Annotated in this window: 15 protein-coding genes and 2 tRNA genes; 6 read left to right on the top strand and 11 right to left on the bottom strand. The window is 47.2% G+C overall.

All coding sequences use genetic code 11. From position 1 onward, the window contains the following. Positions 1–132: 132 nt before the first annotated feature. The 6 genes from ACN0UY_RS00745 to dnaQ form a co-directional block, all read right to left on the bottom strand. A complete protein-coding gene (locus ACN0UY_RS00745; RefSeq protein WP_417664914.1) occupies positions 133–2,358 on the bottom strand; it encodes an NADP-dependent isocitrate dehydrogenase in 2,226 nt (741 codons plus the stop codon). A gap of 84 nt (positions 2,359–2,442) precedes the next feature. After that, a complete protein-coding gene (locus ACN0UY_RS00740) occupies positions 2,443–3,648 on the bottom strand; it encodes an EAL and HDOD domain-containing protein (RefSeq protein ID WP_417664913.1) in 1,206 nt (401 codons plus the stop codon). Positions 3,649–3,743: 95 nt separating this feature from the next. Further along, entirely contained in the window at positions 3,744–5,921 is a 2,178-nt protein-coding gene (locus ACN0UY_RS00735; protein WP_417664912.1) for a M3 family metallopeptidase, read from the bottom strand. 209 nt (positions 5,922–6,130) lie between these two features. Further along, positions 6,131–6,207: transfer RNA gene (locus tag ACN0UY_RS00730), tRNA-Asp, on the bottom strand. A gap of 31 nt (positions 6,208–6,238) precedes the next feature. Further along, positions 6,239–6,315 (bottom strand) — tRNA-Asp (locus tag ACN0UY_RS00725). Between the two features lie 144 nt (positions 6,316–6,459). Continuing rightward, positions 6,460–7,146, bottom strand: a complete 687-nt coding sequence (gene dnaQ, locus ACN0UY_RS00720; protein WP_417664911.1) for a DNA polymerase III subunit epsilon — start codon at positions 7,144–7,146, stop codon at positions 6,460–6,462. Between the two features lie 191 nt (positions 7,147–7,337). Here dnaQ and rnhA point away from each other — a divergent pair, with 191 nt between their 5' ends. Then, the gene (gene rnhA, locus ACN0UY_RS00715) at positions 7,338–7,805 is read left to right on the top strand and encodes a ribonuclease HI (protein ID WP_417664910.1); all 468 of its coding nucleotides are present in this window, start codon (positions 7,338–7,340) and stop codon (positions 7,803–7,805) included. Here the strand turns inward: rnhA and ACN0UY_RS00710 are convergent, their stop codons facing one another. Continuing rightward, a complete protein-coding gene (locus tag ACN0UY_RS00710; RefSeq protein WP_128351966.1) occupies positions 7,806–8,201 on the bottom strand; it encodes a rhodanese-like domain-containing protein in 396 nt (131 codons plus the stop codon). It lies immediately after the preceding gene. A 33-nt stretch (positions 8,202–8,234) separates the two neighbouring features. Next, positions 8,235–8,960, bottom strand: coding sequence for a methyltransferase domain-containing protein (locus tag ACN0UY_RS00705; RefSeq protein WP_417664909.1), 726 nt, complete (start codon positions 8,958–8,960; stop codon positions 8,235–8,237). Positions 8,961–9,031: 71 nt separating this feature from the next. Between ACN0UY_RS00705 and gloB the strand changes: the two genes are divergently transcribed. Further along, positions 9,032–9,745, top strand: a complete 714-nt coding sequence (gene gloB / locus ACN0UY_RS00700; protein ID WP_417664908.1) for a hydroxyacylglutathione hydrolase — start codon at positions 9,032–9,034, stop codon at positions 9,743–9,745. A 42-nt stretch (positions 9,746–9,787) separates the two neighbouring features. Next, entirely contained in the window at positions 9,788–11,395 is a 1,608-nt protein-coding gene (locus tag ACN0UY_RS00695) for a LysM peptidoglycan-binding domain-containing protein (RefSeq protein ID WP_417664907.1), read from the top strand. A 9-nt stretch (positions 11,396–11,404) separates the two neighbouring features. Here ACN0UY_RS00695 and ligA read toward each other — a convergent pair whose 3' ends face one another. The 3 genes from ligA to smc are packed head-to-tail and all read right to left on the bottom strand — an operon-like array spanning position 11,405 to position 17,859. Then, positions 11,405–13,447, bottom strand: coding sequence for an NAD-dependent DNA ligase LigA (gene ligA, locus ACN0UY_RS00690; protein WP_417664906.1), 2,043 nt, complete (start codon positions 13,445–13,447; stop codon positions 11,405–11,407). 4 nt (positions 13,448–13,451) lie between these two features. Then, a complete protein-coding gene (gene zipA, locus ACN0UY_RS00685; protein WP_417664905.1) occupies positions 13,452–14,357 on the bottom strand; it encodes a cell division protein ZipA in 906 nt (301 codons plus the stop codon). Between the two features lie 34 nt (positions 14,358–14,391). Continuing rightward, complete coding sequence (smc, locus tag ACN0UY_RS00680; RefSeq protein ID WP_417664904.1) at positions 14,392–17,859, bottom strand: chromosome segregation protein SMC; 3,468 nt, start codon at positions 17,857–17,859, stop codon at positions 14,392–14,394. A gap of 225 nt (positions 17,860–18,084) precedes the next feature. On the opposite strand from smc, the gene cysZ reads away from it, so the two are divergent. The 3 genes from cysZ to rimO are packed head-to-tail and all read left to right on the top strand — an operon-like array spanning position 18,085 to position 21,104. Further along, positions 18,085–18,840, top strand: coding sequence for a sulfate transporter CysZ (gene cysZ / locus ACN0UY_RS00675; RefSeq protein WP_417664903.1), 756 nt, complete (start codon positions 18,085–18,087; stop codon positions 18,838–18,840). A 40-nt stretch (positions 18,841–18,880) separates the two neighbouring features. Beyond that, positions 18,881–19,693 (top strand): hypothetical protein, encoded by an 813-nt coding sequence (locus ACN0UY_RS00670; RefSeq protein ID WP_417664902.1) that lies wholly within the window; start codon positions 18,881–18,883, stop codon positions 19,691–19,693. A gap of 58 nt (positions 19,694–19,751) precedes the next feature. After that, positions 19,752–21,104: a 30S ribosomal protein S12 methylthiotransferase RimO gene (gene rimO, locus ACN0UY_RS00665; RefSeq protein ID WP_417664901.1), complete on the top strand. Its 1,353-nt coding sequence runs from the start codon at positions 19,752–19,754 to the stop codon at positions 21,102–21,104. Positions 21,105–21,146: the final 42 nt, after the last annotated feature.

Below are 21,146 nucleotides of genomic sequence, written 5' to 3'. Positions count from 1 at the left end.
TTATTCCTCAAAAGGGTAAGTACCGCAGCGTCGTGTAATAGTCTATCACCTCACGATTACGCTTACCCATCGTTTAGCTATAAAAAAACCGAGGCAAACAGCCTCGGTTTTTCACATTCTACTTAAACAGACTTACAAACTAGCCAATGTGCTGTTCAAAGTCGCTGACGGACGCATGGCCTTATCAACTAACTCTGGGTTTGGCTGGAAGTATCCGCCGATTTCAACAGGGTGACCATGCACACTGTTAAGCTCTTCAACAATTTTCGCTTCGTTTTCATTGAGCAGTTTAGCCAACTTACCAAAACGCTCAGCCAACGCCTTATCTTTGCTTTGCGCCGCCAATGCTTCTGCCCAGTACATGCCCAGATAGAAGTGGCTGCCACGGTTATCGATTTGGCCTAGCTTGCGTGCTGGCGATTTGTTGTTTTCAAGGAATTTTGACGTTGCAGCATCCAGAGCATCCGCTAAAATCTGCGCACGGTCATTGTTATTACGCTGAGCTAAGTGCTCCAACGACGCCGCTAATGCTAAGAATTCGCCAAGTGAATCCCAACGTAAGTAATTTTCTTCAACGAATTGCTGTACGTGCTTCGGTGCGGAACCCCCCGCACCCGTCTCGAACAAACCACCACCGTTCATCAATGGCACAATTGACAACATCTTCGCCGACGTACCCAGTTCTAAAATTGGGAACAAATCAGTTAAGTAGTCACGCAATACGTTACCAGTAACTGAAATGGTGTCTTTGCCTTCTTTGACGCGTGCTAGCGTATGCGTAGTCGCTTCAGTTGGAGCCATAATACGAAGGTCAAGACCCTCAGTATCATGATCTTTCAGATACGCATTAACTTTCTTGATCAATTCAGCGTCGTGTGCGCGGTTCTCATCTAGCCAGAACACAGCAGGCATACCGCTTAAACGTGAACGATTAACCGCCAGCTTCACCCAGTCACGAATTGGTGCATCTTTAACCTGGCACATACGCCAGATATCACCTTTTTCGACATCGTGTGAAAATACTGTTTCGCCAGCTTTGTTTAACACAACAACTGTACCTTCAGCTGGAATTTCAAACGTTTTATCGTGCGAGCCGTATTCTTCAGCTTTTTGCGCCATCAAACCGACATTTGGTACGGTGCCCATGGTTGCCGGATCAAACGCACCATTGTCTTTACAAAAGTCGATAGTGGCTTGATAAACACCTGCATAGCAACGATCTGGAATCATGGCTTTAGTTTCTTGGGTTTTGCCCTGGCGATCCCACATGGTGCCGCCATCGCGAATCATTGCAGGCATTGATGCATCAATAATTACGTCGCTAGGCACGTGCAAGTTGGTAATGCCTTTGTCTGAATTAACCATCGCTAATTCAGGCTGTTTGTCATAAACCGCTTGAATATCTGCTTCAATTTCAGCGCGCTGATCTGCTGGAAGGTCGGCAATTTTCGTCAACACATCACCGAAACCATTGGTTGCGTCAACGCCGAGCTTATTAAATACATCTGCGTGTTTTGTGAAAACGTCAGCGAAGTAAACTTTGACTGCATGACCAAACATGATTGGGTCAGAAACCTTCATCATGGTTGCTTTTAAGTGCAGTGATAACAAAATCCCCTGCTCTTTAGCCGCTGCAGTTTCTTTGGCAAAGAATGCCTGGAGCTGCGATGCACTCATGCGCGCAGCATCAACAACTTCACCTGCTAATACTTTGACGGAGTCTTTAAGTATGGTTTGGCCTGCCGGTGTGTTTAACACAACTTTTAAGTCATCGGCTTGTGCAAACGTTGCCGATTGTTCGCTGCTGTAGAAATCGCCGTCGCTCATGTGTGCAACGTGCGTTCGTGAGTCTTTACTCCAAGCACCCATACGGTGTGGATGTTTCTTTGCGAAGTTTTTCACTGAAGTTGGCGCGCGACGATCAGAGTTACCTTCGCGCAACACAGGGTTTACTGCAGAACCTTTGATTTTGTCATAACGAGATTTAACATCACGCTCTTCGTCGGTTTTTGCTTCCATAGGATAATTTGGAAGTTTATAACCTTGTTCCTGCAACTCCTTTATCGCAGCCATCAGCTGCGGAATAGATGCACTGATGTTCGGCAACTTAATGATATTAGCTTCAGGTGTTTTCGCCAACTCGCCCAGTTCGGCAAGGGCATCATTGATGCGCTGCTCTTGCGTTAAATACTCCGGGAAACTCGCAATAATACGACCCGCTAAACTGATGTCGCGGGTTTCCACGGACACGCCTGCCGCATCGGTAAAAGCACGAATAATTGGCAACAACGAATACGTCGCTAAACGCGGAGCTTCATCAGTTTCAGTGTAAATAATCTTTGAACTATCAGTCGACATAGTGATTCCTATTCATTAGTTCAGGACAGAAAAAAGTGGCCCGAATTATAGCAGGATATGGCCTGAATCACTAGCGCTTGGTGGTTAATCGATCACAATGTTGTTAAGCAATTCATCAACTAAGAAGTGACACTGCTGATAAATATCAAACAAATCGCCATGCCCTTCTAGCGGTTTTTTCATCGCTAAATCATATTCAAATTGTTGCACTTCTTGCAGGTATTTCCCCAGCTCGCCTTCGTCATTCAATACTGCAGAGCGAACCGATTCAGAAACATTTAAGTCAGCAAGAAATGTTTGTTTTTCAATACCTAAAAGAACCTCGGAGCCTGACAAAAGGCCAACTAAGAAGGCCGGCCCTGGTAACCGATTGAACGGGTCTTTCTTACGTGCCAATTCGCTACACATGTAAGCGCGGGTCAGTATTAACTTCGTTTTTTCCGGTGCCTGCCCTTTTACCGCCACAATTAACAACACCCACTTACGCAGCGGTTCAAGGCCTAATAACATAACCACTTCTTTTAACGACTCAATTTTGCGAGTCAATCCGTAATATGGGCTGTTAGCGATTCGCAAGAGGTTAACCACCAATACGGGGTCGGTTTGCAGCGCAGCAACTATCTCATAAAGTTCAGGGTCTTCTGCAAATAACTGATTGATAACCAGCGTGAGTTGCGTTGCAGCTGCGGATGGCACGCGCCGGCCTTCAACAGCTGTTGGTCGGGCAAGAAAGTAGCCTTGAAAGAGGTCAAAGCCTAATTCCTGATATTTTTGCAGTGTTGTTTCATCTTCAATGCGTTCGGCAAGCCATAGTACATCAAGATGTTGGAGTTCTTGATAGCGCTGCTTAGCTACATCAAATGGGGTTCTTTCAATATCAACTTTGATGATCGTGGCGAGATCGAGTAAGGGTTTCCAACCTTCTTGAAATTCAAAATCATCCAGTGCAAATCGAAATCCTTTCGCTACCCAACGCTTAATTGCTTCAACAATTTCATCATTTGGTTCAATCCGCTCAACCAGTTCGACAATTACATGTTCTGGCGCTAAAGGTAGAAATAGCCCAGATAGTAGAAATTCAGTTGAAACATTCACACACACCGGTAATTTGATGTGCTCAACGTACTCTAAGAGACCTGTGCACAGGTTATAAAGTACTTCACTTGTCGCGACACTATCACCGACTTCAAATGCCGTAATCCCCGTTTCATGACGATAAAGAAGCTCATGCGCATAAATATGACCGTCGCAATCGTAAATGGGTTGTGAAGCAAACAAAATCTCTGGCATCCCTGTACTCTCTGTCGCACAAATTTTACCACCCTGTATATCAAAAAAAGGGGGACAGAGCTAGCTCTGTCCCCCTTTAACAGTGTAATCACGTATTAATCGATTTTAGGTGTCGTCAAACCGCGACGCTCGAGTAATGCCTCGCCAGTTGGCTCTTGGCCACGGAAGTCAATGTACTGTTGCATTGGGTCTTTGCTGTTCCCTTTCGACAAAATAGTGTCACGGAATTTCTGACCATTTTCTAAAGTTAAACCGCCCTGCTCTTGCATGTATTTAAACGCGTCTGCAGCAAGAATTTCTGACCACATGTACGCGTAATAACCGGCTGAATAACCGCCAGCAAATACGTGTGCAAAGAAGGTTGATTTGTAACGCGGTGGAACTGCGTCAATAGCCACACCGTTACGCTCGAGTGCAGCAGCTTCAAATGCCGCAACATCTTCAATGCTGGCTGCAGCTTCTGGCGATAAGGTATGATACTCAAAATCAAGCAATGCTGAAGCTATATACTCTAACGTGTCATAACCCATGTTAAAGTTCTTCGCCGCTAACACTTTATCCAATAATTCTTTTGGCATTTTTTCGCCAGTTTCATAATGCTTCGCAAAGTTATTTAAAACTTTTTCATTCAGCATCCAGTCTTCCTGGAAGGTTGACGGGAACTCAACATAGTCGCGCGATACTGATGTACCAGCAAGTGACGGGTACATTACGTCTGAGAACATGCCGTGCAAGCCATGGCCCATTTCATGGAACATGGTGCTTACTTCATCAAAGCTCAGGAAGGTTGGACCTTCAGCGGCCAATTTGATGTTTTGATTGTTCAGAATCACTGGTTTTTTGTCGAGTAAGTTAGACTGGCTTACAAACGAGCTCATCCAAGCGCCACCGCGTTTTCCGTCACGTGTGAACCAGTCACCGTAAAACAGACCAAGCGTTTCGCCGTCGATATCTTTTACTTCATAAACGCGAATGTTATCGGCATATGTTGGAATATCATCACGTTGTTCAAAAGTGATACCGAACAATTGGTTCATGGCGAAGAACACACCATCTTCAACAACACGATTAAATTCGAAGTATTTTTTAACTTCTTCAGAATCTAGCGCGTATTTCTCGGCACGAACTTTCTCAGCGTAATACGCCCAATCCCAAGGTTGCACGTCAAAATCACCGCCTTCGCGGTCAATCATGGCTTGGATTTCTGCTTTTTCGGCTTCAACGTTGCTGACCACTGCTGGAACCAAGTCGCGCAACATGTCTTGTGCTGCTTCAGGGCTGCCAGCCATGCTGTTCTCAAGCACGTAGTCACCCCAGCTGTCATAGCCAAGCAACTGTGCTTTTTCGGCACGCAACTGTGCTAAACGTTTCACCAAAGGACGGTTGTCGGTTTCGGTGTTACCTGTGCCACGGTATGCAGAAGCTTCCCAAACGCGTTGGCGAAGTTCACGATTTTCCAGTGACGAAAGAATCGGTTGACGGGTGGTATTGGTAATAGAAATTGCATATTTACCATCATGGCCGGCTGAAGTCGCTGCGTCTGCAAGCTGCTGAATTTCAGCATCGCTCAAACCAGCTAGTTGTGCTTTATCATCGACAACAATCATGTTTTCTTTTGCCAAAGCCATCAGGTTACGCTGAAACTCTGTGGTCAAAGACGAAACTTCGGAGTTAATCTCACGAATTTTGCCTTTCGCTTCTTCGTTTAATTGGGCACCAGCTCGAACAAAACCTTTGTAGGTATCTTCAACCAAACGGAGTGCTTCGCCGTCAAGACCTTCACGGTTGTCATATACCGCTTTCACACGAGCAAATAGCTCAGGGTTCAACGAGATATTATCGCTATGCGCGGCCATTTTTGGTGCTAACTCACCCTGTAAGGCGCGGGTATCGTCATTACCATTTGAACCAGCTACGTTATAGAAAACTGATGCAACACGGCTTAGCAATGCACCTGCGCGCTCCATGGCTACAATGGTATTCTCAAATGTTGGAGCTTCTGGGTTGCTTGCGATTGCTTCAATTTCTTTCGCGTGCTCTTCCATACCTGCTTCAAATGCTGGCATGTAATGCTCAAATTTGATTTGAGTGAAATCTGGCGCATTGTAAGGCAGTGTGCTTTCGGCGTAGAAAGGATTGCTTTGATTAAATGCTGAGTTTTGAGCTTGCTCGGTTTGAGCAGTTTCATTGACTTGCTGAGTTGCGTCTTTATCAGAACAGGCTGCGACCGTCAGTGCCGCGCCAATAGCAACAGCGATAAGGCTCTTGCGCATAGTTATTCTCCCTTGTGTGAATTTAACCTTACTAATGTACTCTTCAAGGAAGTTCGGCTCAAGAGCCGTTCATGGCACAATTGTAACAATTTGCCCCAAGTTTGCTGCAGTTCGGCTAAATCTTGCGCAAGGATATATTTTTTCAGGTCATTAATTTGAGAATACGGGCGTTGAAGGATTTGATATGAGGGAGTTTATTACTTAAGAGATGGCGGAGCGGACGGGACTCGAACCCGCGACCCCCGGCGTGACAGGCCGGTATTCTAACCAACTGAACTACCGCTCCGCAGCGGTATAAAACCTACATTTCAGGAAAGTGGCGGAGCGGACGGGACTCGAACCCGCGACCCCCGGCGTGACAGGCCGGTATTCTAACCAACTGAACTACCGCTCCGCTTTCCTGATTCTGAGTTTCCCGGATGGGTCCCCCTGAATGCGGAGCGAATATTACGAGCGCGTGCTACTATCGTCAACCTTTTTTTTCAACTTTTGAATCGTTTGCATGAAAAACAAGCAAAACGGCTCAAAACTCGATACTCTAAGACCAGAGCGCGTTATCGATTATCTTTATCCGATCGCAATGTGCTTGCTCTTCATCCTGTGTTGCCCGAACAATTTTAAGCGCAACTTTTTGCTCAACTCGAGTCCACCCTGTGGACTGTTCACCCTGACTTCCTTTCAAATTTGCAGCCAGCTCGAGTTTGGTTTGCCCACCGGTCATCATCAGGTATACATCGGCAAGCAACTCGGCGTCTAATAATGCGCCGTGAAAGGTTCGGTTCGAGTTATCGATTCCATAGGCGCGACATAACGCATCCAAGTTATTCTTCTGGCCGGGTCGCATTTCTCGCGCCAGCATCAGGGTGTCTAACACAGTACAGTAATCGGTGGTTTTACCGGTGCCGTCACGTAACAATGCAAACTCGTGATCCATAAAGCCAACATCGAACGCGGCGTTATGAATGACTAGTTCGGCGCCGTTGATGAAATCAAGAAATTCAGCGGCTATTTGCGAAAAAACCGGCTTATCTTCCAAAAACTCATTTGTAATTCCATGCACTTCGATTGCTTCTTGTTCAACAACCCGCTGTGGATTGATGTAAGCATGGAAGGTACGGCCTGTTGGCTTACGTCCGATAACCTCAAGCGCACCGATTTCAATGATTCGGTGACCTTGAGCTGGGTCGAGGCCTGTCGTTTCGGTATCTAATATTATTTGCCGCATGTTGGTTGCTCGTTAATCGTTAATCGTTAATCGTTAATCGTTAATCGTTAATCGTTAATCGTATTAGTGTGTCTGTTTTTGCCGACAACGACAAGCTCCGCAATCGAATAGCCTTCAAAAGAAAATTTCTGCTAGACTGGCCGTCCTTCAACGAATAACTAATAACGATTAACGAACAACGAGTATCAACTATGAAGCAAGTACACATCTATACCGACGGCTCTTGCCTTGGTAATCCTGGGCCTGGCGGCTATGGTGTCGTGATTGAGTATGGGAAGCATCATAAAGAGTTAGCCCAAGGCTACCAATTAACCACAAATAACCGTATGGAAATGCTTGCAGCGATTAAAGGTTTAGAGGCTTTAACGCGTGGGTGTGATGTGGTAGTTACCACAGATAGTCAGTATTTACGCCAAGGTATACAAAGCTGGATACATAATTGGAAAAAAAACGGATGGCGTACAGCCAATCGAAAGCCGGTTAAAAACGCCGATCTCTGGCAAGCACTCGATGACGCCACGAAGCGGCACACGATACGTTGGGATTGGGTCAGAGGTCATGACGGACATCCGCAAAATGAGCGTTGCGATGAATTAGCCCGTATCGCCGCAAGCGGAAACGACTTACTTGAGGATACAGGCTTTAATCCAGAAACTTAATTATTCGCCAGCAACTTGCGGATACTTAGCTTCTTCCCAAGCCTGCATTCCGCCAACAACAGAAATAACTTTCGCCTTATCAAACCCCATGCGTGCCAATGACTCTGCCGCTAACGCTGAGCGCCCTCCGGAGCGGCAAATCAAATAAAGTGGCTCTGCAGCAATACGCTGCAGCGCATCGTCATAGCCAGCTACAGCTGGGTGTTGATTAATCTGCATTTCTAACACACCACGCGGCATGTTGACGGCTTGGCGAATGTGCCCTGCGGCGAATTCGCCTGGCTCGCGTACATCAATAACCCGTGCACCTTCGGCAATTTTTTGCTGCAATTCATGCACATCAACTTCACTAACATTACTTCGTGCTTGCGCACACAATTCTTGTGAACTTAACATCAACAACTCCTATTTTTCAGTTCAACACATGAGTTACTTTACGCGATTCGCAATAGGTAGACCATTCATCTGCGGTTTCATTCGCTTCTTTACACGCATTACAGTTAGTGGAAACTCCCTTTTTCTCGCAACAATGTAATACATGCTATTAAGTTGTGGGATAAACCGTGTAATGCCCGCCAACCCAAAATCAGCGCGGGTAGTTCTTGCTATCAAAAGTGTGGGTGCAACGTACCCTGCATCCATAATCTCAAAATTAAGCAGCGACAACCAGTCGGTAATGCGGGCTTTACTAAAATAGCGACCACTCCATGGCGGTTGCTTTGTGTTTCCGGGCCAGCAACCCGTTACTACCGACGGGCTATAAGGGTTGAACCCAGCAATAAGTAGATAGCCGTCCGCAATAAGGCTGCGGCTCATTTCCCTAAGCACTTGATGCGGATCGCGTTCAAACTCGAGCTGCCCAATCATCACCACAGCATCAAGAGCATTCTCTGCAAATGGCCAGTACTCAAGCTCAGCAAGAATGTTACTCTCACCATGTTGGGCTGCCGAAAATTGATGGCGTACCCGCAATTCAGGTAACTCTAACTCTTTCGCCAAGTGCCCAACGCGAGCTAAATAATAACCAAATATTTTTGCACTGTAGGGCGCGAAAACATGGCTCAATTGCTGTTGCATCCAGATGCCATGAGGCAGCTGTTGCCAGCTTGTTGGGCCATCATTCGCGCTTTCTCGACGCGCAGGCGTTAACATCATCGCTTGCCCCCTTTATAATCAGCACCTATAAAGGTGTTATGAATCGTACTTAAAAGCAAACTGGTGATTTCATGCATATTTCAGCAATTCCTGCATTTGATGATAACTATATTTGGGCTATCCAAATGTACAAGGGTAGCGATGCCATCATTGTTGACCCAGGTGACGACCAGCCCGTGCGTGAATGGCTGCGTCAACATGACGTAAAAATTTCAGCATTTTTTATCACCCACCATCATTGGGACCATACTAACGGCTTACTGCCATTACTGAAAGATTATCCTGTTCCTGTCTATGGCCCACGCGGCAGCGATATTAAAGGCGTTACACACCGGCTAGGGCACCTTGAACGCTTTACACCAATTGGCGGTGAACGTGAATTCACCGTGTTCGAAACGCCGGGACATACACTTGACCACATTTGTTTTTACACACATGGTCACGCATTTGTTGGTGATACATTATTCTCAGCCGGTTGTGGCCGCATGTTTGAAGGCACTCCAGAGCAATTTCACAATTCTTTACAGTGCTTAGCTGAACTCCCTGACAATACCAACGTCTATTGTGCTCATGAGTACACAGCTGCAAATATAGAGTTTGCGTTAACCGCAGAACCAAATAATGCAGCTATAAGTCAATACAGTGAACAGGTTAAGCAACTAAGAGCTCATGGGCTGAAAACCTTACCAAGTACTATAGGGTTAGAAAAACAAATAAATCCATTTTTACGGGCCATCTCCACTGAGCAATTTGCGAAGTTACGGCAGTGGAAAGACCAATTTTAATCCCGTAAACTGCAAGCACTTTCGAGTTTTGGAATAACGTACATGAAAAAATGGTTAGCATTAGCAATCTCAACCAGTCTGATTACCGGCTGTTCTTTAACACCCTGGAGCGACGCGCCAGCAGATTCCGAAGTTGCGGTTATCACCGTGCCCGAAAATCCAGTCGCTGAACCGGAAGAAGTTGCGAGCGAACCAACCGACGCCGAGTCGCAGATTGAAGAAGAAGTTGCTGTCACTGAGATTACACCTCAGCAGGAAGCTGATCTGTGGCAGCGCATTCGTCGTCAGCTAACCTTTAAAGCACCCGAGCTGCCTCGTTTAGTAAGTCAACGCAATTGGTACATGAAAAATCCCCGCTACATGGAGCGTGTTGCCACCCGTGCCCAACCTTTCATGTACTTGATTGTTGACGAAATTGAGCGGCGTGGCATGCCACTTGAGTTGGCATTGTTACCGATTGTAGAAAGTGCGTTTGACCCTTTTGCGTACTCTCATGGCCGTGCTGCTGGCGTATGGCAGTTTATTCCCGGAACAGCGCGCCATTATGGTCTTGAAATAAATTGGTGGTATGACGGCCGCCGTGATGTTTACGCGGCAACACATGCTGCGCTCGATTATTTGGATGCATTGCAAAAACGTTTTGATGGCGATTGGTTGCATGCGTTAGCCGCATACAACTCAGGCGAGGGTCGGGTTGCAAACGCCATTCGAAAGAACAAGCGAGCTGGTAAACCAACCGACTTCTGGTCACTCGACCTACCCCGTGAAACCCGCGCTTATGTACCGAAATTACTTGCCTTAGCTGATATTTTAAAAAATCGTGAAGACTACGCAAAACATTGGTTACCTATCGAAAACAAACCGTATTTAGCGGTTGTTAATGCACACAGCCAGATCGATTTGGCCAAAGCGGCAGAAATGGCCGAGCTTGATCTGGACACCCTGCATCACTTTAATTCTGCATATAACCGATGGGCAACAGATCCTGTTGGTCCGCACCGTTTGTTGTTACCGATAGAGCATGCCGAAAAGCTCCAAGCTTGGCTTGAAACCGCAGACAGCAAAGAGCTGGTTCAATGGACGCGCCACAAGGTGAAGTCTGGTGAAAGTTTGTTGGTTATTGCTAAGCAGTATCACACAACGGCGACAGCCATACAGCGCGCCAACAATATCAATGGGCACATTATTCGTACGGGCGATTTTCTCTTGGTTCCGGTAGCAACCCGAGATCTGGATGATTACAATCTATCGGCTGAACAACGTTTGGTCTCTAAACAATCGCAATCGCGCGGTGCATATAAGGTTGAACATGATGTAGTTCGTGGGGATACGCTGTGGGATATCAGTCGTGAATATAACGTCAACCTGCGTAGTCTAGCGAGCTGGAATGGCATGGCACCGACTGACCCATTACGTCCCGGCAAGACACTCGTGGTTTGGCTGCCGCAATCAGAGAAGCCTTCGGGCGTTGTGCGTAGCCTCAATTACAAAGTACGCTCTGGCGACTCCCTAGCGCTTATTGCGTCGCGGTTTAGTGTAACCATAACCGACATTGAAAAGTGGAACCAAATAAGCCGTCAGAACTATTTACAACCGGGCCAACAACTCAAGCTCTATGTTGATGTAACCCGGTTGAATACGCAGTCGTAAGCCAATTCATCAATTGAGCAGGTCGAGCAATTCGGCCTCGCTCAATACCGGCACACCCAGTTGCTCTGCTTTCGCGAGTTTTGAGCCCGCATTGTCACCAGCAATCACTGCAGTCGTTTTTGCCGACACACTTCCTGATACTTTGGCTCCGCGCGCCTGCAAAGCCTGTTTTGCATCATCTCGTGTCATTTGGCTCAATGTTCCGGTCAATACATAGGTATTACCAGCCAGTGTTGCCTCGCTGGCCGCCAGCTTCTCAACCGCAGGCCATGTAATTCCCAGTTCAATCAGTTGGTCGATAACTTGTTGGTTATGGGGCTCACGGAAAAATTGAAAAATATGGTTGGCAACAATCTCACCAACGTCACTGACTTGCACAAGTTCGTCCATAGTGGCGCCAGCAATTGCCGACAAGTCACCAAAATGAGCCGCTAGATTGGCCGCAGTTGCCTCACCCACTTCACGAATACCGAGGCCAAATAGGAAGCGCGGTAACGTAGTCTTTTTACTTACGGCAATTGCAGCAATGATTTTTTCGGCTGACTTCTCACCCATTCGAGGCAAGTGAGCCAGTTCACGCGAACGCAATCGGTACAAATCAGCAGGCGACTTAATCCATTCACGCTCAACCAGTTGCTCAATAAGCTTGTCACCTAGCCCATCGATATCCATGGCTTTGCGTGAAGCAAAATGTTTGATTGCTTCGCGACGCTGCGCGGCGCAAATAAGTCCCCCTGTGCAGCGAGCTACAGCCTCACCTTCAACGCGTTCAATATGAGAATCGCAAATTGGGCATCTTTGCGGGAATTCAATCTTCTGGTTGTGCTCTGACCGACGTTCATGAACGACTTGTACTACTTGAGGAATAACATCTCCCGCTCGGCGAACAATAACTGTATCGCCAATTCGAATGTCTAACCGTTCAATTTCATCAGCATTATGCAGTGTCGCGTTGGACACCACCACGCCGCCGACTGCAACGGGCTCTAGTCGCGCTACCGGCGTGATTGCGCCAGTTCTGCCAACTTGAAAATCAACGCCGCGAATAATGGTTAGCTCTTCTTGAGCGGGAAACTTCCAAGCGATAGCCCACCTTGGTGCGCGCGACACGAAGCCAAGATCATCCTGCTGCGCAATTGAATTAACTTTTAACACAATGCCGTCAATTTCGTAACGCAGGCTGTTTCTGCGATTCAATATGTCGTCATAATAGGCTTTACAGTCGGTTGGCTTGCTTACCACTTTTACTTCATTGCTAATTGGTAAACCCCAGGTAGTTAGCTGCTGTAAGCGATCAAAATGTGTCACTGCCAAATCACAATCATCGCTCACCACACCCATACTATAAGCGTAAAAGTGCAACGGTCGTTTTGCCGTAATATGTGAGTCGAGCTGTCGTAAACTACCCGCCGCTGCATTACGCGGGTTTGCAAAAACCTTCTCGCCTGCTGCTAACGCACGCTCATTGTATTGCTCAAAAGCATGGGTTGGCATAAACACTTCACCACGCACTTCTAACCGGCGCGGAAAGTTGCCCGAAAGTTGCAACGGTACATTGCGAATAGTACGAACATTTGCGGTAATATCCTCACCGGTTTGTCCGTCGCCACGAGTGGCCGCACGCACCAATGAACCGTCTTCATATAATATACTAACTGCCGCGCCATCAAGCTTTGGTTCACAACAAAACGCAATATCAGATGCACTATCAAGACGCTCTGTGACACGATGCACAAACGCATCAAACTCCGTCTCGGCAAAAGCGTTATCAAGGCTTAGCATGGGGGTTTCATGGGTAACTTGTGTAAACGCATCAAGCGCCTGACCACCGACCTTTTGCGTTGGCGAGTCATCACTTTTCAACTCAGGATGAGCATGCTCGAGCTCCGCTAGTTCACGAAACAATCGATCATACTCTGCATCAGGCACGGACGGTTGATCGAGTTCATAATATTCGCGATTGTATCGGGTCAATAACTCGCGCAATTCTGCAACCCGCAACGCTGCTTTGGGTTGCAATGCGGGTTGATCATTAAATAAATCTTTGGTCATAGGATTAGGTATGTTTTATTAGGCGTTTACGCTCAAATTCGCGGATGCGCTGGTGGATATGCTGAACGGCTTGCCGCGTCAATGGGTTTCGGTGCTCATCAAGCACCTGCCCGCGCCCAATTGCATTGGCGAGCTTAACGGCCGCATTGTGCATCATCGTAAAGGCTTGCAATGAGTTGCTTTTAATTGGTAGTGCCAAAAACAATGCAACACCATCTGTTTGGAAGGTTTCGATAGTATCGATGTTAAAGCTGCCCGGATTAAACATGTTGGCAAGACTAAACAGCACGGAGCCATTACCGGCCGTATCAACGTGGCGATGGAAAATATCAAAGTCACCGAATTTAAAGCCAAGCTCAGTCATTTGCTGCAACAACACGGCACCCTGTATGTCACCCGTTACATGCAATACGATAACTTCTTCGGGTTCTTCATTAAGAATCGGCTCGTCGTCACTGCGTTCAAGCGGAAGATCCATACTTTGTTGCGCAGGTTGCAACGGTTCCTCTACTGTTTTTGATGCGGCAGCTGCAACCGTCTTCCGAGGCGCAGGCTTGCGCTCGGGAGCTTCTGCTGCCTCGACTTTCATTTCCGGTATTTCGATATCAGAATCATCGGCAGTTGCACGAATTGGGGGCGCTGGTTGCTGTCTCTGCTCGGATTCATCTGAACCTGCTGGTGTAGTCTCTGGCGCGACCTGTTGCGACGAGGTTCGTTTAACCACCCGCACAGTGCCTACACCATCATCATCGAAGCCATTCGAACTCGCCTGCCGACGCTTTTTCTCGATAGCCTCGACACGTTCGCGCTGGAGCCTTTCGTTGCGGCGAATGGTCCAAACACCGTGACCCACAATCGCGGCGATTAGCACTAACCCGATGATACTAAAAACAATCTGCATCGTACTCATAACATGCTACTCACTTGCTAATTCGTTATTATTTTTAGGACGCTTCTGTGAGCGCCACTGCTTCATCGATATCAACCGCGACCAGTCTCGACACCCCAGCCTCCTGCATGGTCACCCCAGCCAAGTGCGATGCCATTTCCATAGCCACTTTGTTGTGACTAATGTAAATAAATTGCACCGTGACCGACATTTCTTCAACCAAGCGGCAAAAACGTCCAACGTTAGCATCATCCAATGGCGCATCCACTTCATCAAGTAAACAAAATGGTGCCGGATTCAAACGAAAGATTGCAAACACTAATGATAAAGCCGTTAAAGCTTTTTCACCACCCGAAAGCAGATGAATTGTGCTGTTTTTCTTACCTGGCGGGCGAGCCATAATGGTTACACCAGTTTCCAGCAAATCATCATCGGTAAGATCTAAATATGCACTGCCGCCACCAAACACCTTAGGAAACAGCTCCTGTAACCCGGCATTCACGGCATCGTAGGTTGCTCTAAAACGCTGCCGTGTTTCTTTGTCAATTTTACGTATCGCGCTTTCAAGCGTTTCTAATGAGGCCGAGAGGTCTTCATTTTGCTGATCCAAATACTGCTTCCGCTCCGCTAACGTTTCTGCTTCATCAATTGCTGCAAGATTTATCGCGCCAAGGCGTTGTATTGCATTTTGTAAACGTTCCAGCTCAGCTTGCCAAGCTTTTTCATTCGCATCTTCAGAGAGTTGTTCAAGCACTGGTTTCAGCGGTTGCTGCATTTCTTGCAATACCGCTAACACGTTGCGCGTGCGTTCCTGCAGTGCAGCGAGCTCCATCTGACTACTTTGAAGTTTTGCTCTTACTTTTTCAATTTGCCCCTGAACACCTTGGGAACCTGAACTTATCTCACGAATCTGTGCTTCTTGCTCGCTTAATTTATTGGCCCATTCCCGGCGCTCTTCGTCCACTTGCTCACGACTTTGAATAAGTTCCTCCAGCTGCAACGCAAGCACCTCGAGCTCTTCCTGAGCATCACTATCAGGTGCATCCAGCAGAGCTAACTGCTCTAGCGCTTGCTGACGTTGCTGTTGTACGCGACTGACCAGCGTTTGATGGTGCGTCAATTGCGATTCTATTTGCTGAAGCTGCATCGTAAGTTGTTGCACTTGATTCTGTGCTGAGTTCATTGATTCGCGTGCGTGTTGTCGTGACGTTTGCAGCGCCGTGCGGCGTTGTTGCCATTCAATTTCATCTTCACCGGTTTGCTGCAACTCAATGGTTTCGGCTTGAGCATGCAATGTTTCGCTTTCTAGCTGTAACCGCTCTAATTGCTCTTGCCATTCAGTTCTCTGCAACGCAATAGCATTCTGCTTTTCTGTTAATTTTTCACGTTGCTGCTGGTGCCATGAAAGTTTGTCGGTGAGGCTGGCATGCTGTGCTTGAATATCACTCAATTGTTCACGCACTGCGTCACGATTGAGTTGCTGCTCAGAAATTGCTTGCTTTAACTGGTCTTGCTCAGCAACTAATTCGGCCAGTTTTACCTCTAACTGCCGAAGCGCTTCCTGCGTTTGTGCTAACTCATGTTGCTGCGCCAATTGGCTATCGCCGGGATCAATGCTCGCGGCTTGATAACCTTCTGCAGTCCATAACTGTCCGGCTGCAGAAATCTGCGCCATATTTGCTTCAGTTAGGTTTGCAGCATGCAGCTTGTCATCAATGCATTCAAGCTGCTGCAACACCGGCCATTGTTGCAACGGCCCTTCAACAAAACGCGCTAAACTGCGCTCCGGGGGCGCCTTACTGGCAAGCACAACCAACTGCGCACCGAGTTGTTGCGGCCAGTCCTTCGGCTGGCTCGCAAGAACCCATGCGTCCATCCAATTGCTGGCAACCTGCTCGGCGGCATATTGCCAGCTTCGCTCAACCTGAAGTAGATCACGAACTTGCCCCAATGTTTCAATACCTTGCTGATCAAGCCAAGCCTTTACAGCCTGAGGCCAGTCTTTGGCTTGGGCAGCTTCGAGTAAGTGCTCCAATGAACTTTGACGCCCAATTAGACGTTGCTGTTCCATTTGCAAGGTCTCGCGCTGCTGTTGCACGTTACTTAATTTCGATTGGGATGCTGCTAACCCCTGTTCTATTAACGTTATTTCATGCTGCAATCGCTCGCGCTGCGACTTCAATTGTTCAACTTGTTGTTGTAAATCGGTATTGACCAGCTCATTTTGTTGCTGCTTAATCTCGTCTAGCTCAATGGCGGTGCGCTGCAAATCGTCCTGAACGCGTTGCTGTTGATGCTCAATGCGCTGCTGTTTCAGTTGCACTTGCTGCAACTGTTCACGCTGACGTTGCTGTACGTCTAAATGGCGTTGATAATCATCCTGCCACTGCAACCAAGCTGCTTCGTCTGCTTCAAACCGTGCAGTTGCTTCGTCTAAAGCAAGTTCCGCAATTTCTTGTTCGGGCAGAAGCTGTTGCCGCTGTGCTTCAAGTTCTTGCCGTTGCTCATCATCGGCCGCCAATGTTTGTTCATGCTGAGCCAGTTCTGCCTGCAGCTGACCTTGGCGTTGCTCACGTTGCTGTTGCTGCTGGCGGTGCGACTGCAGCTCATGCTCGGTACGCGTGATGTCATTACCCAATTGATAATAAAGCTGCTGCACCTGATCAAGCTTCTGCTTGGTTTCTTCAGCCAATTCACGCAACTCAATGGTACCGCGCTCACTGCCACGTTGCTCAGCCAGCCACCGTTCAAGCTCTGTTTCATATTCGCGAATTGTGGTTCGAATACTCTCGGCCTGTTGCTCTTGTGCAAGCCAGCGCAAGGCTTGAAGTTCGGCTTTGAACTTGCGCTCCTGGGCTTTAAGTTCTTTATAACGGCGGGCGGCTGACGCCTGGCGTTGCAACTTATCCAGCTGCGTACCTAATTCGTCGCGCACATCATTCAATCGGTCAAGATTGTCACGGGTATGTTGCATGCGGTTTTCAGTTTCGCGGCGACGCTCTTTATATTTTGAGATGCCAGCAGCTTCTTCAAGAAAAACACGCAGCTCTTGCGGTTTAGACTCAATAAGTCGCGAAATCATGCCTTGTTCAATAATGGCATAACTACGCGGCCCAAGCCCGGTACCTAGGAATAAATCGGTGATATCCCGACGTCTGCATTTGCTATTATTAAGGAAGTAGTCGGAGCGGCCATCACGCGTAACGAGTCGTTTAACCGAAATTTCAGCGTAATTGGCGTATTCCCCCTGAATACGGCCGGAAGAATTATCAAAAACCAATTCAACACTGGCCTGTGAAACTGGCTTGCGCGAGTTTGAACCATTAAAAATGACATCGGTCATGGCATCGCCACGAAGGTTTTTCGCCGAGCTCTCACCAAGAACCCAGCGTACCGCATCTATGACGTTCGACTTACCACAACCGTTCGGCCCAACAACACACGTCATTTGGTGTGGGAATGGCACTTTGGTTGGGTCGACAAACGATTTGAAACCGACCAATTTAATGTGTTTTAGGCGCATTTATAATCGTTGTGAGTTCGCTACCAGTTGAAGAAACATCCAGTGTTTTACTGTCCGTTCGACATTAGCAGATAATTGGAAATTTTGTAATAGCTTTACACGTTCTAGAATGGTTAACTAAGCCTTACATTTTCAAGCAAATTTTAACACTTTACCACGCTATACTTTAGTACCGTAAAAGTACCGTAAAGATGTAAGAAAACATTAGAATTTAGGTGGAAAGATATGCCCGTTTACAGTGAATTCGGCGGTAGTTATATCGCCCGCGGTTTCGAGCTCGCTTTTCAAAAAGGCGTTCGCCGTTATGTACTCATTCCGTTGAGTATCAATATTCTATTATTTAGCTTTGCTATCTACGCAACGTTTCACTACACCACACAGTGGGTTGGCCAGCTAATGGCCTGGTTGCCCGATTATTTAGCGTGGTTAGAACTGTTACTGTGGCCATTAATTGTCATCGGTATCGTACTCATATTTGCGCTTACTTTCACGAGCGTAGCGAACATTATCGCATCGCCATTTAACAGTTTGCTGGCAGAAAAAGTAGAATTTAAATTAACGGGTAGCGCTCCGGCAGACGGCGGAGTATCAGGCATGATACGCGATATCCCGCGCATCATTGGGCGTGAATTTCAAAAAATTCTGTATTTCATACCACGTATTTTAGGCTTCGGTCTATTGCTGATATTCGTACCGGTGCTGGGGCAACTATTGTGGTTCTTATTTGGCGGTTGGATGATGACAATTCAATACGCAGATTATCCTTTTGATAACCACAAAGTACCTTTTCGAACCATGCGTGCTGAATTATGGCAGCGCTCTGGGAAAAGCCTTTCCTTTGGTTGTATTGTGGCGTTACTGGCCAGCATTCCATTGGTCAATTTGGTCATGATTCCTGTTGCTGTTTGCGGCGCTACAGCCATGTGGGTCGATCACATAAAATATGCGACAAATGGGGGTAGCAATCATTCGTTAACCTGATTATCATTTCCGTTATGCAACAAAACATTTACCAAACATTATGATAAAAAAAGGATTACTTAGCTTAGCTTTGGTACTTCCCCTGTTCGGAGGTGCTTCGGAGCGGACAAGTCATCATGAAATCACTTGGGCGGCTACGATTTCACCACCTTTTCACATTGTTAGCGGCCCCTTAGCGCAGCAAGGGGTTTGTGATGCTTTTGTTGATGCTTTGATTGATGCGATGCCTACCTCCAAGCACAAAATTGAGCGCTTACCGAGATTACGTATAGGCATGCTGTGGCAGCAGGAAAAGAATCTTTGTTATCCATGCATGATTCACCGGCAAGAAGAACAGAGCCTCATTGAGTATTCTGATCCGACTTATACGTATCCATCGCATGGCATTATTACTCGCCCTGAGCTCGTTGCTGAGCTCACGTCAAAATATGGTAATCCAGTTGATTTAAAAGCAATGCTTTCCGATCAATCTTATCGGTTTGGTCAACCCGTGGGGCGTTTGTACGGTAAATTACAGCCTCTTCTCGATGAACACTTAATTGGCACATCACAACATACAGACCTAGCTGGTGAAACTGCAAACACCAGCATGATGTCGATGATTTTAGGCAATCGTCTTGATTTCACCATTGATTACCCGATGCTAAAACGCTTTTATGAAGCAACTGGAGGTCGTAACCTCGCGTTTTTACCGATAGCTCAATTGGCTGGTGAAGAGGTCATTGGTGCTGTTGCTTGTACACGCAACAGTTGGGGAGCAGACACCATTAAGCGCATTAACCAAATAATCCCAACTGTGCAAAACAACCCTAAATTTCAACAAGCACAAAAAACCTGGTTGCAACCAGAATAGGCAACGTTAAATCAGCCGTGGTATAATTCGCGTTTTAACGCAAACTGCGAGCGCATGAATGACTGTCGAAAACTTCCACCCCTCTAAAGCCCCGAATGAAGCGGCACGTATTGGCTTTGTTAGTTTAGGTTGCCCTAAAAACTTGGTCGATTCTGAGCGAATCCTGACCCAATTGCGTACTGAGGGCTACGATATCGTTAACAGCTACGATAATGCCGACATGGTCATTGTAAATACCTGTGGATTCATAGATTCCGCAGTGCAAGAGTCTTTAGATGCGATTGGCGAAGCGTTAAATGAAAATGGCAAAGTTATCGTTACCGGCTGCCTTGGCGCAAAGGACGACGAAATTCGTGAAGTACACCCTAATGTGCTGGCGATTACCGGCCCGCATGCTTACGAAGAAGTTATGGGGCACGTTCATAAATATGTGCCGCAACCACAGCACATTCCTTTTGAAAATCTGGTTCCCGACACGGGTGTCAAACTGACACCGCGTCACTTTGCGTACCTAAAAATCTCGGAAGGCTGCAACCACCGTTGTACCTTTTGTATTATTCCATCCATGCGCGGCGACCTCGTTAGCCGCCCTATTGGTGATGTGCTAAGTGAAGCACAACGCCTCGCAAATGCGGGGGTTAAAGAGCTGTTGGTCATATCTCAAGATACCAGCGCCTATGGCGTGGACGTAAAGCATAAAACTGGATTCTGGGATGGCAAGCCAGTTAAAACAAGCATGCAGGCACTTTGTGAAGCGCTCGGCGAACTGGGTATTTGGGTTCGTCTTCACTACGTGTATCCGTATCCAAGCGTTGATGACGTGATTCCATTGATGGCCGCAGGTAAATTACTGCCATATCTTGATATTCCACTGCAGCATGCCAACAAACGTATCCTGCGCATGATGAAGCGCCCAGGCTCCGCAGAGCGGACGCTTGAACGCATTCAAAAGTGGCGCGAAGTTTGCCCGGATTTAACTATTCGCAGCACCTTTATTGTAGGTTTCCCTGGTGAAACTGAAGAAGAATTTGAAGAGTTGCTGCAGTTTTTACGTGAAGCGCAACTCGACCGAGTCGGTTGCTTTACGTATTCCGATGTTGAAGGTGCAAAGGCAAATGAACTGCCTGACCCAGTGCCAGAAGACGTAAAGCAAGCACGTTACGCGCGCTTTATGGAAGTGCAGCAAGAAATTAGTGCCGCGCGTCTGCAAGCAAAAATTGGCCGCACATTAACCGTTCTTATCGACGAAGTTGATGAAGAAGGTGCGATTGGTCGCAGCTACGCAGATGCACCGGAAATTGACGGTTTGGTGTACTTAAACGGTGAATTAAACGTTCAGCCTGGCGATACAGTTGAAGTTGAAATTGAACACGCCGATGAGTACGACTTGTGGGGCTCAGTGGTACGCTAACAAGAGCTTTAAAAAACAGGTGGCGCTAAACGCAGCGCCACC

The organism is Pseudidiomarina sp., from assembly GCF_048268165.1.
In the GTDB taxonomy this organism is placed as follows: domain Bacteria; phylum Pseudomonadota; class Gammaproteobacteria; order Enterobacterales; family Alteromonadaceae; genus Pseudidiomarina.
The sequence above is the reverse complement of the archived record's forward strand: the minus strand, read 5'-3'. Positions and strand labels throughout refer to the sequence as shown.

Coding starts and splice junctions, on each gene's coding strand:
- ACN0UY_RS00670 (WP_417664902.1), top strand. CDS start 18,881: ATGATAAAAAAAGGATTACTTAGCTTAGCTTTGGTACTTCCCCTGTTC.
- smc (WP_417664904.1), bottom strand. CDS start 17,859: ATGCGCCTAAAACACATTAAATTGGTCGGTTTCAAATCGTTTGTCGAC.
- ACN0UY_RS00710 (WP_128351966.1), bottom strand. CDS start 8,201: ATGTTAAGTTCACAAGAATTGTGTGCGCAAGCACGAAGTAATGTTAGT.
- dnaQ (WP_417664911.1), bottom strand. CDS start 7,146: ATGCGGCAAATAATATTAGATACCGAAACGACAGGCCTCGACCCAGCT.
- gloB (WP_417664908.1), top strand. CDS start 9,032: ATGCATATTTCAGCAATTCCTGCATTTGATGATAACTATATTTGGGCT.
- ACN0UY_RS00735 (WP_417664912.1), bottom strand. CDS start 5,921: ATGCGCAAGAGCCTTATCGCTGTTGCTATTGGCGCGGCACTGACGGTC.
- rimO (WP_417664901.1), top strand. CDS start 19,752: ATGACTGTCGAAAACTTCCACCCCTCTAAAGCCCCGAATGAAGCGGCA.
- cysZ (WP_417664903.1), top strand. CDS start 18,085: ATGCCCGTTTACAGTGAATTCGGCGGTAGTTATATCGCCCGCGGTTTC.
- rnhA (WP_417664910.1), top strand. CDS start 7,338: ATGAAGCAAGTACACATCTATACCGACGGCTCTTGCCTTGGTAATCCT.
- ACN0UY_RS00695 (WP_417664907.1), top strand. CDS start 9,788: ATGAAAAAATGGTTAGCATTAGCAATCTCAACCAGTCTGATTACCGGC.
- zipA (WP_417664905.1), bottom strand. CDS start 14,357: ATGAGTACGATGCAGATTGTTTTTAGTATCATCGGGTTAGTGCTAATC.
- ligA (WP_417664906.1), bottom strand. CDS start 13,447: ATGACCAAAGATTTATTTAATGATCAACCCGCATTGCAACCCAAAGCA.
- ACN0UY_RS00745 (WP_417664914.1), bottom strand. CDS start 2,358: ATGTCGACTGATAGTTCAAAGATTATTTACACTGAAACTGATGAAGCT.
- ACN0UY_RS00740 (WP_417664913.1), bottom strand. CDS start 3,648: ATGCCAGAGATTTTGTTTGCTTCACAACCCATTTACGATTGCGACGGT.
- ACN0UY_RS00705 (WP_417664909.1), bottom strand. CDS start 8,960: ATGATGTTAACGCCTGCGCGTCGAGAAAGCGCGAATGATGGCCCAACA.